The 15,907-nt window shown below is 61.1% G+C and carries 15 protein-coding genes; 8 read left to right on the top strand and 7 right to left on the bottom strand.

Annotated features, from left to right (window positions below; genetic code table 11):
- Positions 1-2 precede the first annotated feature (2 nt).
- From KGA89_RS03755 to KGA89_RS03745, 3 genes are read left to right on the top strand one after another with little or no spacing between them, the layout of a single operon-like run.
- The gene (locus KGA89_RS03755) at positions 3-1,445 is read left to right on the top strand and encodes a CpaF family protein (protein WP_003204324.1); all 1,443 of its coding nucleotides are present in this window, start codon (positions 3-5) and stop codon (positions 1,443-1,445) included.
- Positions 1,442-2,428 (top strand): type II secretion system F family protein, encoded by a 987-nt coding sequence (locus KGA89_RS03750; RefSeq protein ID WP_003204322.1) that lies wholly within the window; start codon positions 1,442-1,444, stop codon positions 2,426-2,428. Before KGA89_RS03755 ends, KGA89_RS03750 begins: the two co-directional genes overlap by 4 nt.
- A gap of 27 nt (positions 2,429-2,455) precedes the next feature.
- The gene (locus KGA89_RS03745) at positions 2,456-3,421 is read left to right on the top strand and encodes a type II secretion system F family protein (protein WP_003204320.1); all 966 of its coding nucleotides are present in this window, start codon (positions 2,456-2,458) and stop codon (positions 3,419-3,421) included.
- Between the two features lie 826 nt (positions 3,422-4,247).
- Here the strand turns inward: KGA89_RS03745 and KGA89_RS03740 are convergent.
- The 4 genes from KGA89_RS03740 to KGA89_RS03725 all read right to left on the bottom strand — a co-directional run bounded on the left by KGA89_RS03740 (position 4,248) and on the right by KGA89_RS03725 (position 7,638).
- Positions 4,248-4,517 carry a DUF3613 domain-containing protein gene (locus KGA89_RS03740; protein ID WP_013694011.1) on the bottom strand — a complete coding sequence of 90 codons (270 nt, stop codon included), beginning with the start codon at positions 4,515-4,517 and terminating at the stop codon, positions 4,248-4,250.
- Between the two features lie 22 nt (positions 4,518-4,539).
- Positions 4,540-5,253: a tetratricopeptide repeat protein gene (locus tag KGA89_RS03735; RefSeq protein WP_028237401.1), complete on the bottom strand. Its 714-nt coding sequence runs from the start codon at positions 5,251-5,253 to the stop codon at positions 4,540-4,542.
- 56 nt (positions 5,254-5,309) lie between these two features.
- A complete protein-coding gene (locus KGA89_RS03730; RefSeq protein WP_013694009.1) occupies positions 5,310-6,533 on the bottom strand; it encodes a type II and III secretion system protein family protein in 1,224 nt (407 codons plus the stop codon).
- 478 nt (positions 6,534-7,011) lie between these two features.
- Complete coding sequence (locus tag KGA89_RS03725) at positions 7,012-7,638, bottom strand: hypothetical protein (RefSeq protein WP_003204313.1); 627 nt, start codon at positions 7,636-7,638, stop codon at positions 7,012-7,014.
- Positions 7,639-7,728: 90 nt separating this feature from the next.
- On the opposite strand from KGA89_RS03725, the gene KGA89_RS03720 reads away from it, so the two are divergent.
- Positions 7,729-8,727, top strand: a complete 999-nt coding sequence (locus KGA89_RS03720; RefSeq protein WP_223470640.1) for a LysR family transcriptional regulator — start codon at positions 7,729-7,731, stop codon at positions 8,725-8,727.
- A 163-nt stretch (positions 8,728-8,890) separates the two neighbouring features.
- On the opposite strand, the gene KGA89_RS03715 is transcribed toward KGA89_RS03720, so the two are convergent.
- Together KGA89_RS03715 and KGA89_RS03710 are read right to left on the bottom strand one after the other, a co-directional pair.
- A complete protein-coding gene (locus KGA89_RS03715) occupies positions 8,891-9,298 on the bottom strand; it encodes a PA2817 family protein (protein ID WP_003204309.1) in 408 nt (135 codons plus the stop codon).
- Positions 9,299-9,387: 89 nt separating this feature from the next.
- Positions 9,388-11,835: an acyl-CoA dehydrogenase gene (locus tag KGA89_RS03710; RefSeq protein WP_223470639.1), complete on the bottom strand. Its 2,448-nt coding sequence runs from the start codon at positions 11,833-11,835 to the stop codon at positions 9,388-9,390.
- Between the two features lie 261 nt (positions 11,836-12,096).
- Here KGA89_RS03710 and KGA89_RS03705 point away from each other — a divergent pair, with 261 nt between their 5' ends.
- The 4 genes from KGA89_RS03705 to KGA89_RS03690 all read left to right on the top strand — a co-directional run bounded on the left by KGA89_RS03705 (position 12,097) and on the right by KGA89_RS03690 (position 15,276).
- Positions 12,097-12,756, top strand: coding sequence for a transglutaminase-like domain-containing protein (locus KGA89_RS03705; RefSeq protein WP_223470638.1), 660 nt, complete (start codon positions 12,097-12,099; stop codon positions 12,754-12,756).
- A gap of 45 nt (positions 12,757-12,801) precedes the next feature.
- Positions 12,802-13,425, top strand: a complete 624-nt coding sequence (locus KGA89_RS03700; protein ID WP_223470637.1) for a glutathione S-transferase family protein — start codon at positions 12,802-12,804, stop codon at positions 13,423-13,425.
- Between the two features lie 136 nt (positions 13,426-13,561).
- Positions 13,562-14,494 carry an ABC transporter ATP-binding protein gene (locus KGA89_RS03695; protein WP_123351092.1) on the top strand — a complete coding sequence of 311 codons (933 nt, stop codon included), beginning with the start codon at positions 13,562-13,564 and terminating at the stop codon, positions 14,492-14,494.
- A gap of 2 nt (positions 14,495-14,496) precedes the next feature.
- Positions 14,497-15,276: an ABC transporter permease gene (locus KGA89_RS03690; RefSeq protein WP_003204300.1), complete on the top strand. Its 780-nt coding sequence runs from the start codon at positions 14,497-14,499 to the stop codon at positions 15,274-15,276.
- Between the two features lie 85 nt (positions 15,277-15,361).
- Here KGA89_RS03690 and KGA89_RS03685 read toward each other — a convergent pair whose 3' ends face one another.
- On the bottom strand, positions 15,362-15,877 hold the full coding sequence (locus KGA89_RS03685) for a DUF2062 domain-containing protein (protein ID WP_003204298.1): 516 nt from the start codon (positions 15,875-15,877) through the stop codon (positions 15,362-15,364).
- Positions 15,878-15,907: the final 30 nt, after the last annotated feature.

Genomic DNA, 15,907 nt, shown 5'->3' with positions numbered 1-15,907 from the left:
CCATGATCAGCGACTTTCGTAACCGCTTGCGCAAACAGCCCATCAAACCTGGCGCTTCAGCCGACGCCCAGCCCGGCGACGGCCAGCCGGACCCGACAGCCGCGTTGATGGCCTGGGAGCAGGCCATCCCTGACGTACTGTACGAAACCCGCAGCCAGGTCACGCCGGTGGAGGCCGAGTGGCGGGAAAAGATCTACCAGCAATTGCTCAAGGTCATGGACCTGTCGTTGCTCGATGCCCTGGAACAAGTCGAGGCCGCGCGGCAGATACGCGATATCTGCCAGCGTCTGCTCGAGGAACATTCGGCACCGGTGAGTACCGTCAGCCGTCAGCTGATCATCAAGCAGATCACCGACGAAGTGCTCGGCCTCGGGCCGCTGGAACCGCTGTTGGCCGACCATAGCGTGTCCGACATCCTGGTCAACGGGTTTGCCTCGGTCTATGTCGAGCGCTTCGGCAAGCTGCAGCGCACCGACGTGCGTTTTCGCGATGACCAGCATTTGCTGAACATCATCGACCGCATCGTTTCCAGCTTGGGGCGACGTATCGACGAGTCCTCGCCCTTGGTGGACGCCCGGCTCAAGGACGGTTCGCGGGTCAACGCGATCATTCCACCGCTGGCCATCGACGGTCCGAGCATGTCGATCCGGCGCTTCGCCGTGGACCTGCTCAACACCGACAGCCTGATCCAGGTCGGCACCATGACCCCGGCCATTGCCTTGCTGCTCAAGGCCATCGTTCGCGGGCGCCTGAACGTGCTGATCTCCGGCGGGACCGGCAGCGGCAAGACCACCATGCTCAACGTGCTGTCCAGTTTCATTCCCCACAACGAACGCATCGTCACCATCGAGGATTCGGCCGAGTTGCAACTGCAGCAACCCCACGTGGTACGCCTGGAAACCCGCCCTTCGAACATCGAGGGACGCGGCGAGGTGAGCCAGCGGGAGTTGGTGCGCAACAGCCTGCGGATGCGTCCGGACCGCATTGTCATTGGCGAGGTGCGCGGCGCCGAGGCGCTGGACATGCTCACGGCGATGAACACCGGCCACGACGGCTCCCTGACCACCATTCACGCCAACACCGCACGGGATGCGTTGGGGCGAATCGAGAACATGGTGTCGATGACCGGGGCGACGTTTCCGATCAAGGCCATGCGTCAACAAATTGCCTCGGCCATCGGTGTAGTGATCCAACTGGAGCGTCAAGAAGACGGCAAGCGACGCGTGGTGAGCATGCAAGAGATCAACGGGATGGAAGGGGAGATCATCACCATGACCGAGATTTTCTCCTTCGTGCGCCAGGGCATCGGCGAGCACGGCGAGGTGCTTGGGGAGTATCGGCCCAGTGGCATGATCCCGGCCTTCCGCGATGTGCTCGCCAAGCGCGGCATCGAATTACCGCTGGCCCTGTTTCGCCCTGAGTGGATGGAGGGCCGCACGTCATGAGCAATATCCCCAGTGAGTTCATTCTGATTTTCCTTGGCATGGTATTCATCGCCGTGTTCCTGCTGTCCCAAGGCGTGGTAGTGCCGGTGTTCGGCGAGGCCGGGAAAATGCGCAAGCGCATTCGCGGGCGCCTGCATGTGCTGGAGAAGGCCAACCACTTGCCCAACATGCAGACCGTGTTGCGGCAGAAATACCTGACGCGCCTGTCCCCCTTGGAAGCCCGCCTGGAACAGCTGCCGTTCATGGCCAACCTGACCCAACTGATCGAGCAGGCCGGGCACGAGTACCGGGCTTATCGGGTGATGCTGCTCGGTCTGATCCTGGGGGGGGCGGCCGGTGCCTTGGTACTGATGCTCTCGCAGGTCTGGTGGCTGGCGCTGCTGGCGGCATTTGCGCTGACCTGGCTGCCGGTGCTGAAAATCCTGCGTGACCGCAACAAGCGTTTCGCCGCGTTCGAGGAAGGTTTGCCAGATGCACTGGACGCCATGTGCCGGGCCTTGCGTGCCGGGCATCCGTTCAACGAAACCCTGCGTCTGGTCGCCGAGGAGCACAAGGGGCCGGTCGCCCAGGAGTTCGGCATGACGTTTTCCGACATCAACTATGGCAACGATGTGCGCCGGGCCATGCTCGGCCTGCTGGAGCGCATGCCGAGCATGACGGTGATGATGCTGGTGACCTCGATCCTGATCCACCGCGAGACCGGCGGCAACCTGACCGAAGTGCTGGAGCGCCTGAGTCGCTTGATTCGCGGGCGTTTCCGTTTCCAGCGCAAGATCAGGACGCTGTCGGCGGAAGGGCGCATGTCGGCCTGGGTGCTGGTGGCGATCCCGTTCGTGCTGGCGATCGCCATCGTACTCACCAGCCCTAGCTACATGCCGGTGCTGATCAATGACCCCATAGGGCACAAGCTGATCATCGGCGCGTTCTGCGCCATGTTGATCGGGATTTTCTGGATAAAAAAAATCATCCGGATCCAGGTATAAGCGCTGTTGCGCCGAGAGGTTTGAGTCATGGACTTTTTGCTCGGATTGTTGAGTCGGTTTACCGGCAACGAAGAGCTGGCACGCCTGTTGTTCGTCACCGTGGTCGGCGTCAGTACGGTGTTGGCGGTCGTCGCGCTCATGCTATTGATGCTGGGCCTGCAGGATCCGGTGCAGCGGCGCCTGGCGCTGATCAAGCGCGGTTACGCGGGCAACACTGTGGGACAGGAGGCGCCCAGTAACCTGCAGCTCTTGCTGGAACGGGTTGGTCAGCGCTTTGCCTCGACCGATCAGGCCCACACGTCCGCCACCCAGACCTTGCTGACCCATGCCGGTTACCGGTCTGCCTCGGCGGTGCAGATGTATTGGGCGGTGCGCCTGATGTTGCCGTTGTTGATGGTTGGCGTTGCGTTGTTGCTGCTGCCGATGGTCAAGGTTTCAGTGGCCATCGGCCTGCTGGCGGTGACCCTCGTGGCGGGCATTGGCTGGTTGCTGCCGGCGATCTACGTCGGCAAACGCAAGCAGGCACGGCAAGGCCGGCTGCGTGCCGCGTTCCCGGATGCACTGGACTTGATGGTGGTTTGCGTCGAGTCGGGCCTGGCCCTGCCCACGACGATCGAGCGGGTGGCCGAAGAGATGTCGGTCAGCCAGGTTGAACTGGCCGAGGAGCTGGCGCTGGTCAATGCGCAGATCCGGGCGGGCATCACCAGCACCGAAGCGCTCAAGCAACTGGCCGTGCGTACCGGACTGGAGGATATCCAGGGTTTGGTCAGCCTGCTGGCGCAGAGTATCCGTTTCGGTACCAGCGTGGCCGATACCCTGCGGATCTACGCCGATGAGTTTCGTGACCGGCGTACCCAGGCTGCGGAAGAAATGGGGGCCAAGATTGGCACCAAGCTGATCTTTCCGCTGATTTTCTGCCTGTGGCCGAGCTTCTTCCTGGTTGCCATTGGTCCGGCCATGATCGGTGTGTTCAGGGCTTTCGGGAATATGTAGATCGGTGGTCTTATGTTCACCACAGTCCCATTGTGGGAGCGAGCTTGCTCGCGATGGCGGCCTGACGGCTGGCCTTGCTCTTGTTGACCGGGGGCCGGGTACATATCCATTCCTGCGGTAACGGCTGCTTAGGGTTCCGCCCTGACGGCGGCTCACTTTTGAGAAGCCCGGAAGCCGGCCCAGTCAAAAGTAAGCAAAACGCTCTTGCCCCACCACTCGGCACCTCGCCTAGGCTCGGTGTGCCCTCTCTCCGGCATTGCTCCGTGGGCCGCCGCGAAGGGCCATCCATGGCCGCGGCTATCCCGGCATCCATGCCGGGATGCCCACTACGCAATGCCTACGTTCGGCGATCGTGGTTAACGGGGCGCCCGAGATCAACGTCCACCCCGAGGCGGCCTAGTAGCCGACCTGGCTCTCCCGGTCGTACACCCATCAGCTCTGTTTGAGCAGGACCTGTGGGAGCAAAGCTTGCTCGCGAGGCGGCCTGACAGCCGACCTGGCTCTCCCGGTCGTACCCCGATCCCATTGTGGGAGCGAGCCTGCTCGCGAAAGCGGTGGGTCAGTTTGCATGGATGTTGGAGATGAAGGCCGCTTCGCGAGCAAGCTCGCTCCCACAGGTGATCTTGGGTGTCCATGAGTCTTGTGTTCACCCCAGGTCCATTGTGGGAGCGAGCCTGCTCGCGATAGCAGTGGGTCAGTTGCATGAGTGTTGGGGGCCCCAGGTATTTCCGGCGGTCAGCCAAAAGACCGCAGCCCCCGGCAGTTCCTACATCGGATCAAATGTAGGCGCTGTCGAGGGCTGCGGTCTTTGCGTTTCCAGCATGCTTCATTTGCTGCTGGTGATTTCTCCTGCCGAGTCCTGGTCAAAGAATTCCGGGATCGGATAGTTGAAGCTGTTGAGCCAACGCTGCATGGCCATCTCGCGTTCGGCGGCCGAGGCGGTTTGCAGGTTGGTGGAGGCCACCACGCCGCGAATCTGCAGTTGCATCCAGCTCTCGGTGCCTTGCTGTGCGGGCGAAGAGGGGCCTGGGTCAATGGCCCAGGCGCTGCTGGAAAGGCTCACCATGCAGGCGATCATCAATTGTTTGGTCATCATTTCTTGGACTCCTCGTAACGCTCTACTTGACCGCGCCGGTTGAGGCGTCGACAACCTCGGTCAGGCGGTTGGCTTGTGACGTCACTGCGTTAGCGGCCGAACCCCTGATTTTTTCCGCACGGGCTTGGGCATCTGCCACTTGTTGGGGGCTCAGCTTGGCCATGTTCGCGAGCTCGGCGGCCTGCTTCCAGTTGTCCTGGTAGATCAGCAGGGTCACCATGTTGAGCGCTGCCAGCGTGTCTGACTGCTGGAGCTCCATCGCGGTCATGAACTCGAAGCGGGCTTCTGAAATGCGTCGTTGATTGAGGTAGACGACCCCCAGATCGTTGCGGATCTTGCCTTCGGTCGGAGCCATTTTCGCTGCGCGCTCGAGGTATTGCGTAGCGGTCGCATTGTCATTTCTTGCGGCCGCCAACTGGCCAAGGCCATGTTCGCCGTCTGCGGCCAGGCATGTCCCGAGCAGGCTTTTGTACAACGGTTCGGCCTCGTTGCGGCCCATCAGGCGCAGCACCCGAGCCTTGCGCAGGCGGACCTGGACCAAGTCCTCGGGCAAGCGTTCGAGGTTCGCCAGGCTGGCGTACAAACGACCTTCGTTGGCCATGTCTTCAGCCATGTTCAGAGCCAGTTCCTGATCGGATTCGGGCTTGGCGCACTGAGTCGAGCGTGAAGCCACTACGCCGTTGCTGGCACAACCGGCGAGCATCAAGGTCGCCGCTATTGCGATCACTGCTTTCATTGAATGCCCCTTGGCAAGCCGTTGGACAATAGGTGCTTCGCACATCTGGCGCCGGCTCATTGGGAAAGCCCGCTGCGGTTGTCGAACTCGCCATGTTCGAGGAAGTACATACGGTAGAAATTCGGGTCGTAATTACGCAGTTGCTCGCCCGGCAACGTCGGCAGTTGCGCGTCGGCGGCCAACGGTTGGACCAGGTGCGGCGTGACGATCATCAGCAGCTCGCGCTCTTCGCGGTTGATGGAGTTGTCGCGAAAGAACGCGCCGAGAATCGGTATATCGCCCAGTCCTGGAAACTTGTTCACCTGGGAGCTGTTGCGGGTGCTGATCAGGCCGCTGATGACGAAGCTTTCTCCATCGGCCAGGGCGATGCTGGTGTCGGTACGACGTACCGTGAGCGCTGGCACCAGTGTCCCGGCGATGTTCACCGCGTTGGTGAAGTCCAGCTCACTGACTTCCGGTGCCACCTTCAGTGCGATGCGATTCTTGCCGATGACGGTGGGGGTCAGGGTCAGGCGAATACCGAATTCCTTGTACTCGATGGACACGTTGTCGCTGCCGGCACTGGGCACCGGTATCGGTACTTCGCCGCCGGCCAGGAAGCTCGCGCTCTGCCCGCTGAGGGCCACCAGGCTCGGCCGCGCCAGGGTATAGGCGAAACCGCTGCCTTCCAGTGCGTTGATCATCAACAGCGTTTTACCGGTGGCAAAAGACAGGTTGAACATGTCGTTATTGACCGGCAATGAAGGCCGGACAATACCGCCGACGGTGGGCAAGGTCCTCGGCGAACCGAACAGGAAGTTGCCACGGGTGCCGAAAATCGAAGTCGAGGCTTCCTTGAGTTTGGTCCGGCTGACTTCAACGAAACGAATGTCGGTCTGCACCTGGGCGAGCAGCATCGGATCTTCGGACGGTATGCTCGCAGCGCCGGTCAGCGCCTCGGTGGCCCGGCCTTTGACAAAGACCATGCTCTGGCGCGGTATCTTCGAACAGTCGGTCCAGACCATCAGGCTGGTGGCGCCTGGCGCCAGGCCCGTGAGAATAAACGCATCGTTGCCACTGGGCTGCACATCGGCAATTTTCGGGTCGCCGACTGCCAACTTCGTCACGGGGGCGAGGATGCGCAGTTCGCTCTGGAGCCCTTGGCCGACCTCGAAGGTTGCCGGCAAATTGTCCAGTTGCGAACAATTTGCCGCTGCGGCCTGGGCCGCATCCAAGCCAAGACCCATCCAGAACAGGCCATGAATGAAATGTTTTAGAACGGGAGCAGTACGATGGGTCATGAAGTGATCCTCGATGAAGAGACCATCCCTAGGCTTAACTATTTGCCTCGGATCACTTAAGAGGCCCGGGCTACCCCTTTCCATCTCACCTGACGGTCCATTGGGTCCGGTTTCAGGCCTCGTTGCTACCAGCAAACGGGCGCATTTCACCGGCCTGACTGAACGACAGGCTGCTTGCAAACGACTTTTCGGTACCCGGGGGCTCCGGGATTTTCGAAGGCAACGACGGTGTCGATCAAATCGCTTCAGGAGCGTTTTGCCGACCCTGTCATCGCTTCTGTTTGACGGTAGTTCAAGCATGGCAAAGCGCCACGCCTTGAATAAAAAAAATGACTAAAAAGTGACGGAAGGGAAAAACTCGCGCAAGCGTGCGTCAATAATCTGTCTTTTTGTGTTGTGAAGGAGATTTGCAGGAGCCAGATCCGACAGGGGGAGGCGAGGCCTGCGAGCCATTGCTGGTCGCAGGGGCTGGCGGATATCAGGCCACGTGGTAGTGCACTGACAGTGTTCCTTTCTTCTGCGAAAGCGAGGCGATGGTGACTGTTCCCAGGTCTTGCAGGCGCTGCACGTGAGTGCCGCCGCAACCGTAGGCGGCAAGCTCACCGAAACCGACTTCGCGCAGGCCTTCGCGTAACGTGATCAGGCGCGGCAGGTCGTTGGCAATCCATTCGTCGATGCCTTGCTGAATGATCGAGATGTCCAGTTCCTGAGGATTTCCCCCCGGCTGGAACTGCACGCGGCTTTCACCGGGCCAATGGTGGGCCTTGATCGGTGTCCAGCCACGGGTTTCGGCGAAATGGCCGATCAGATGCCCAGCCGAGTGCAGGCGCGCATTCAGCTGCCGACGCTGCGCATCCACGCTGATCGCAGCCGTGCCCAAGGCCACCGGACGGTCGACGTAATGGACGATCTGTGGCCCTTCCTGGACCACGCGCAGCACCTGGCTTTCACCGATCCATCCGGTGTCGCAGGGCTGACCGCCACCCTGGGGGTGGAACAGCGTGGCGTGCAGCACCACGGCAAACTCATGGTCCCGGGGGCTGCAATCCAGGACTTCCGCGTTGGCCTTGAGGTCATCGCTATGGAAAAAGAGGCGAAGCGTCATGTGCCATACCCACATCAGAAATTGTGACGGGATTATAGATAGAGCGTAAAAGGGTGATAATCCGTTCAAATTTCAATGGACTGTTGCGCCATGAGCACAAATCTACCGTTGCCGTTGCTGGCCGAAATGGCCATCTTCGTCAAGGTCGTGGAGACCGGCAGCTTCTCCGAGGCGGCCCGCCAGTCAGGTTCATCACCGTCGGCCATCAGCCGCAGTATTTCTCGCCTGGAGAAAGCCCTGGCAACCCGTTTGTTGCAACGCACCACCCGCAAGTTGCGTTTGAGCGATGGCGGGGAAGAGGTGTTCAAGCGCTGTCAGGAAATGGTTGCCGCCGCTCGGTCAGTGATGGAAATCAGCGGGCAGTTCACCCAGGAGGCTGAAGGCCGCATCCGCGTCAGCGTACCCAAGGCGGTGGGGCGTTTCGTGATTCATCCGCACATGCCCGAATTCTTGCGTCGTTATCCGAAGGTCGATGTGGAGCTGTTCCTGGAGGATAGGCAGGTTGACCTGATCGACGATCATGTCGACCTGGCCATCCGGATTACCGATCAACCTCCGGTCGGGCTGGTGGGGCGTCAGTTGCTGACCATCGATCACCTGCTTTGCGCCACGCCGCAATACCTGGCCGAACATGGGACGCCCACACATCCTCATGACCTGTTGGAACACAGTTGCATTTACCTGGGGGTGACCCCGAACGACGCGCGGTGGAAATTCAAGAAAGGCAGCAAGTCCGTCACCGTCGGCGTGCACGGGCGCTACGCGGCCAATCACACGGGTGTGCGGTTGGGGGCCGTCTTGCAGCACATCGGCATTGGCAGCCTGCCGTACTTCACCGCCCGCCATGCCTTGGAGCAAGGCTTGATCGTGCAGGTATTGGCCGACTGGACGTTCCTGGCTTCCTATCACGGTGGCTTGTGGTTGCTGCATTCCCCGACTCGCTACCTGCCGCCCAAGCTGCGGGTGTTCATTGATTATCTGGTGGTGTGCCTGGAGAAAGAGCCGACCTTGAGCACGGTGGGCGGCGGGAGTGGCCCTAGCAAGGTCGTGACGGGTTATGAGTTGCCGGAGAGTGATGGATTGTTTTGACCGGCCTCATCGCGAGCAAGCTCCCACAGGTGAGCGATGGTGAGCTGCGGCTTCTGTGGGAGCGAGCTTGCTCGCGATGGGGCCCGTCCAGGCAAAACACTTTGGCAAGGCAAAAAAAAGCCCGCCGGGTTAATCGTGCGGGCATTTGCATGACGGATCGCAATCAGTGCTTGCTGTCCTGGTCCGACATCGCCAGCAATTGCTTTTCCTGGTTCCAGTCGAAAGGCTCGTCGTTTTGCTCGGCTTCGAAACGACGCTCCTCCAGGGCCTGGTACAGGGCGATTTCTTCGTCGGGCATGTAGTGCAGGCAGTCACCGGCGAAGTACCAGAGCAGGTCGCGAGGCACCAGGTGGGCGATCTGTGGGTAACGGACGATCACTTGGCACAGGAGGTCCTGGCCCAGGTACTGGCTTTCGATCGGGTCGACGGGCAGTTGCGCGCGCAACTCGTCGAAGCGCTCCAGAAACAGGGCATGGCTTTCTTCGGGCACCTGTTCGGCCTCACCCACGGCGACCAGGATGCTGCGCAAGTGGTCAAGCAAGACAAGGTGATCGGCAACGACATTGGACACGAGATAAGTCCTCAAGAGCAAAACGGGCGCAGGAGTATAAAGCCCTTGCGCCCGCTTTTATAGATGAGGAGCGTAGCTGGCCGTCAGGATCAACGGACCTTGTCCTGCGCCAGCCTCAACTCGTCCTTATCGAAGTCATCCACATCGATGACCTTGCGCCGCGCCGCCTCGGCCGCGCGCAAGGTCTGCGCTTCACCGGCTTGCAACACACCCGCTTCCAGGGCCGCATCGATGAGGGGTTCGCCCGGCGCTGGGTTGAGTTGACCCTGCTTGAGCGCCACGTGCAGTTTCTTGTGCAGCGGATGGGCGGCGGCCAGCAGGTCGGCGGCGTGTTGCAGGGCGCCCACCGGATCATCGGCGGATTGTGGGCGATAGCAGCCCTGCAGCAACTCTTCGAGGGTCGGGTCACCCTTGGGCCGACCGATGACCGCCGCCACCTCGGCGTCGAGCCTGTCGCTCGGGCCCTTGTGACGACGACCGAAGGGGAACACCACCAGGCGCAACAGGCAACCCAGCACCCGGTTCGGGAAGTTGCTCAGCAGTTCATCCAGCGCACGTTCCGACTGGCCCAGGCTTTCCTCCATGGCCCAGGTGAACAGCGGTGTCATGTGGTCCGGCGAGTCCAGGTCGTGATAGCGCTTGAGTGCGGCGGACGCCAGGTACAGGTTGCTCAATACGTCGCCCAGGCGGGCCGACAAGCGTTCCCGGCGTTTGAGTTCACCCCCCAGCAGCATCATGCTCAGGTCCGCCAGCAGGGCGAAGGCCGCAGCCTGCCGGTTGAGGGCGCGGAAATAACCTTGGCTCAAGGCATTGCCGGGAGCCTTCTCGAAATGCCCCAGGCCGAGGTTGAGCACCAGGGTGCTGGCGGCGTTGCTCACGGCAAAACCAATGTGCTTGAGCAGCAAGGCGTCGAATTCGACCAGCGCCTGGTCCTTGTCTTCACGGCTTGCCAGGGCCATTTCCTTGAGCACGAACGGATGGCAGCGAATGGCGCCCTGGCCAAAGATCATCAGGTTGCGTGACAGGATGTTCGCGCCTTCGACCGTGATGAAGATCGGCGCACCTTGCCAGCTGCGACCCAGGTAATTGTTCGGGCCCATGATGATGCCCTTGCCACCATGCACGTCCATGGCGTGGCTGATGCACTCGCGGCCGCGTTCGGTCAGGTGGTACTTGAGAATGGCCGACAGCACCGAAGGCTTTTCCCCCAGGTCCACGGCGTTGGCGGTCAGCATGCGTGCAGCATCCATCATCCAGGCGTTGCCACCGATGCGCGCCATGGCTTCCTGGATACCTTCGAACGCCGACAACGGTACGTTGAATTGCTCGCGCACCTGTGCGTACTGGCCCGTTACCAGGCTGGTGAACTTTGCAGCACCGGTGCCCACAGCCGGCAGGGAAATCGAGCGCCCGACCGACAGGCAGTTCATCAGCATCATCCAGCCCTTGCCGAGCATGGCCTGGCCGCCAATGAGGAAGTCCAGCGGGATGAACACGTCCTTGCCCCAGTTCGGCCCATTCATGAACGCGGCGCCAAGGGGCAGGTGACGTCGGCCGATATGCACGCCAGGGGTGTCGGTGGGAATCAAGGCGAGGCTGATGCCCAGGTCTTCTTCGTCACCCAGCAGGTGGTCGGGGTCATACGCCTTGAAGGCCAGGCCCAGGAGGGTGGCCACCGGGCCGAGGGTGATGTAGCGCTTTTCCCAGTTCAGGCGCAGGCCCAATGTTTCCTGGCCTTCCCATTCACCCTTGCAGATGACGCCGGTGTCGGGCATCGCCCCGGCGTCGGAGCCGGCCAGTGGCCCGGTCAGGGCGAAGCAGGGAATATCGTCGCCACGGGCCAGTCGCGGCAGGTAATGGTCGCGTTGTTCATCGGTGCCGTAGTGCAGCAGCAGTTCCGCCGGGCCGAGGGAGTTGGGGACCATCACGGTGGAAGCCAGGTCGCCGCTGCGCGTGGCCAGTTTCATCGCCACCTGGGAGTGGGCATAGGCGGAGAACCCCTTGCCGCCGTATTCCTTGGGGATGATCAGTGCGAAGAACCCGTGCTCCTTGATATGGGCCCAGGCTTCAGGCGGCAGGTCCATGGCCTGGCCGATCTGCCAGTCGCTGACCATTGCGCAGAGGGCTTCGGTGGGGCCGTCGAGGAACGCTTGCTCCTCCTCGGTCAGTTGCACCTCGGGGTAGGCCAGCAGCAAGTCCCAATCCGGGCGGCCGCTGAACAGTTCGCCGTCCCACCACACCGTGCCGGCGTCGATGGCGTCGCGCTCGGTCTCGGACATGGGCGGCAGGGTTTTCTGGAACCAGTCGAACATCGGCGCACTGAAATACCGACGGCGCAGGTCCGGTAGCAGCAGCGGGGCCGCGACAGCTGCGAGTACTACCCAGAGGATCAGCAGCAGCCAGCCGGGCGCATGGCTGAAAATGCCCATGGCCAACAGGTAGACCGCGACGATACCCAGCGCGGGCAGCGGGGCGATGCGCCGGTGCGCCAGCCAGGCGATCCCGACGACCAGGACCAGTATCCACAACAACAGCATATGTAATCCTCCGTGAACCAAGGCAAAACCGACCTTCAGAGCTTAGACGGCATCTGCAAAACCGGCGGTCAGCGCAATGTGATTGATTTCGTGGGAAACCCTGGGTGCATGGCGCCAGTCTGGTTGGCAACAGCCGTGGGAAATCGTTCGTTAACAAGGTGAGAAAACGCCATTGTTTGGCCGGAATGCCGTTATCGCTGGCCGGGGGGCTGTGGATAAACTCGAGGCAAGCGGTGATGTTTCCCGAGAGGTCTTCCTTTTATGCAGCAATACCTGAACCCCGGCCCCTTCATCGACAGCGATCACCCCGCGGTCATCGACTTCACCGAAGCCCACCGCGGCGCCGATCGCGACCCGCTGGCGCAAGCGGTCAGCCTGTATTACGCCGTGCGCGAGGCGGTGCGCTACAACCCCTACACCTTCAGTCGCGACCCGGCGACCCTGCGCGGCAGTTACGCGCTGGCTGCCGGCGAAAGCTATTGCGTGCCCAAGGCTACCTTGCTGGCCGGCTGCGCCCGGCATTGCGACATCCCGGCGCGCATCGGCCTGGCGGATGTCCGCAATCACTTGTCCACGCCGCGCTTGCTGGAATTGCTCAGGAGCGACGTGTTCGCCATGCACGGTTATACCGAGCTGTACCTGAACGACCGCTGGGTCAAGGCCACGCCGGCATTCAACCAAGGGCTGTGCGAGTTGTTCGACGTGGCCCCGCTGGAATTCGACGGTCGCCACGACAGCGTTTTCCACCCGTTCAACCGGCGGGGGGCGAAGCTGATGGAATATGTCACCGACCACGGCCAGTTCGCCGATGTGCCCGAAGCGTTCTTCTTCGAACACCTGGAAAAATGCTACCCGCACCTGTTCGGCGCGCAGGTGCCGCTCTTGCTCGGCGACATGCAGGATGATTTGAGTCGCGCCTGATCCGGCGTATGCTGCTGCGGCATTTATCCATCGAGGGACGCCGTGATGCTGAAGATATGGGGCCGGAAGAATTCATCGAATGTGCGCAAGGCGTTGTGGTGCGCAGAAGAGTTGGGGCTGGCCTACGAGGCCATTGATGCGGGCGGGGCATTCGGTGTGGTGGACACGCCCGAGTACCGTGCGAAAAACCCCAATGGTCGGGTGCCAATGATCGAAGACGACGGCTTCGTGCTCTGGGAATCCAACACTATCGTGCGTTACCTGGCTGCTCGCCATGCGTCGGGTTCGGCCTGGTACCCCGCTGACATACAGGCACGGGCCCAGGCTGAAAAATGGATGGACTGGACCACCTCCAGCTTTGCCGCACCGTTTCGCACGGTGTTCTGGGGCGTATTGCGCACCCCGGTCGAGCAACAGGACTGGGTGGCCATCAACGCGGCGATCAAAGAGTGCGACGACTTGCTGGCGATGGTCGAGCAGACCTTGAGTGAGCAGCCCTACCTGTCGGGTGCTGAAATCGGCATGGGCGACATTCCCCTGGGCAGTTTCATTTATGCCTGGTTCGAGATGCCCATCCAGCGCGCTGCGCTACCTAACGTGCAGGCCTGGTATGCGCGGTTGCAGCAGCGTCCGGCCTACCGCAAGGCTGTCATGACCGCGTTGACTTAATACTTACTATCGACACACTTGACTGTACTTGTGCGGCGACGCCGAGCACCATTGCCTTCGTGCGCCGTGGTTGCATTGCTCGCCGCCCGCCCTTATCTATTCTTTTCCTCCCTCCCTTCTTGGTGCGTAATCCGATATGAGTTCCGCTCTGTCCATCCGGCAGCTAACCAAAACCTACGGCAACGGTTTCCAGGCCTTGAGTGGTATCGATCTGGATGTCGCCGAAGGTGATTTCTTCGCCTTGCTCGGCCCCAATGGTGCTGGCAAATCCACCACCATCGGCATTCTTTCCACGTTGGTGAACAAGACCAGCGGCACGGTGAACGTCTTTGGTCATGACCTGGACCGCGAGCCCGCCGCCCTCAAGCGCTGCATCGGCGTGGTGCCCCAGGAATTCAATTTCAACCAGTTCGAGAAGACCTTCGACATCGTCGTGACCCAGGCCGGTTACTACGGCATTCCGCCGAAGATCGCCAACGAGCGCGCCGAGCAGTACCTGACCCAACTAGGCCTGTGGGACAAGCGCGACGTGCCGTCCCGTTCATTGTCCGGCGGCATGAAGCGGCGCCTGATGATTGCCCGCGCGCTGGTGCATGAACCGCGTCTGCTGATCCTCGACGAACCGACCGCCGGCGTGGACATCGAACTGCGTCGTTCGATGTGGACCTTCCTCACCGAGCTGAACCAGAAAGGCATCACCATCATCCTCACCACCCATTACCTGGAAGAGGCTGAACAGTTGTGCCGCAACATCGGCATCATCGACCACGGCACCATCGTCGAGAACACCAGCATGCGCCAGTTGCTCAGCCAACTGCATGTGGAAACCTTCCTGCTGGACCTGAAAAACGACCTGACGACGGCGCCCCGGCTCATGGGTTATCCGGCCCGTCTGGTGGACGGCCACACCCTGGAAGTCCAGGTGGACAAAGCCGTGGGTATCACCGGGCTGTTCGCCCAACTGGCCCTGCAAAACATTGAAGTGCAGAGCCTGCGCAACAAAACCAATCGCCTCGAGGAGTTGTTCGTGTCCCTGGTGGAGAAAAATCTGGCGAAGGTGGCGGTATGAGCATGAGTTCCGAACTGCGCCCCAACCTCATCGCCCTCAATACCATCGTTTACCGTGAGGTTCGGCGTTTCATGCGGATCTGGCCGCAGACGCTGCTGCCGCCCGCCATCACCATGGTCTTGTACTTCGTGATCTTCGGTAACCTGATCGGCCGGCAGATCGGCGACATGGGCGGCTTCACGTACATGGACTACATCGTGCCGGGGCTGATCATGATGTCGGTGATCACCAACTCCTATGGCAACGTGGTGTCGAGTTTCTTCGGCAGCAAGTTCCAGCGTTCGATCGAAGAGCTGATGGTCTCGCCGGTGTCGCCCCATACGATCCTCATCGGCTATACCCTGGGCGGTGTGCTGCGCGGCCTGGCGGTGGGCTTGATCGTGACCCTGCTGTCGTTGTTCTTCACCCATTTGCAGGTGCATCACCTGGGGGTGACGGTATTGGTGGTGGTGCTCACGGCCACGATCTTTTCGCTGCTGGGTTTCATCAATGCCGTGTTTGCGCGCAACTTCGATGACATCTCCATCATCCCGACGTTCGTGCTCACGCCGCTGACCTACCTGGGCGGAGTGTTCTATTCGATTTCCCTGCTGCCACCGTTCTGGCAGACCGTGTCCCTGGCCAACCCGGTGCTGCACATGGTCAACGCCTTTCGCTACGGCATCCTCGGGGTATCGGACATCAAGATCAGCATCGCCATTACCTTCATGCTGGTGGCTACCTTGGTGCTTTACATCGGTTGTGCGCGGTTGCTGGTCAGCGGGCGCGGGATGCGTACCTAACCTTCCTGTGGGAGCGAGCTTGCTCGCGATGGCGTCAGATGAACGCCAAAAAAAGGCCTCCATTCCCAGGAGGCCTTTTTGCATTTCACATCCGGCTTTTCTTGCGCCGCTTCCACTGTCGGGCCACCCACCAGCGCCAGTAACTCATGGTGACGAAGTAGGCGAGGGCGCCGAGTACCAGTCCGGTCACCACCGAGCCGAGCAGGAACGGCTGCCACAAGGTGGACAACTGGCCGCTGATCCATTCCCAGGTCAGCTCTTCGGGCAGCGTCCGGGCGGGCACGTCCATCAGCCAGGCGCCGGTCTGGTAAGTGCAGAAGAACACCGCCGGCATGGTGATCGGATTGGTCAGCCACACCAGGCTCACCGCAATCGGCATGTTGCCGCGCACCGTGATGGCCAGTGCGGCGGCCAGCAACATTTGCAACGGGATCGGCAAGAAGGCGGCAAACAGGCCTACAGCCATCGCCCGGGCGACAGAGTGCCGATTGAGGTGCCAAAGGTTGGGGTCGTGCAGCAGGGTGCCGAGAAAACGTAAGGATTTATGTTCCCGAATGCTCTCTGGGTCTGGCATGTAACGTTTGAAAAGGCGCCGGGGCATAAGGCTTCTCGGTCGGTTCAACGCATTAAG

The sequence above is a fragment of the Pseudomonas sp. A-RE-22 genome (assembly GCF_019956035.1).
Taxonomy (GTDB): Bacteria; Pseudomonadota; Gammaproteobacteria; order Pseudomonadales; family Pseudomonadaceae; genus Aquipseudomonas; species Aquipseudomonas brassicacearum.
This window is presented reverse-complemented; position numbering and strand designations above follow the sequence as displayed.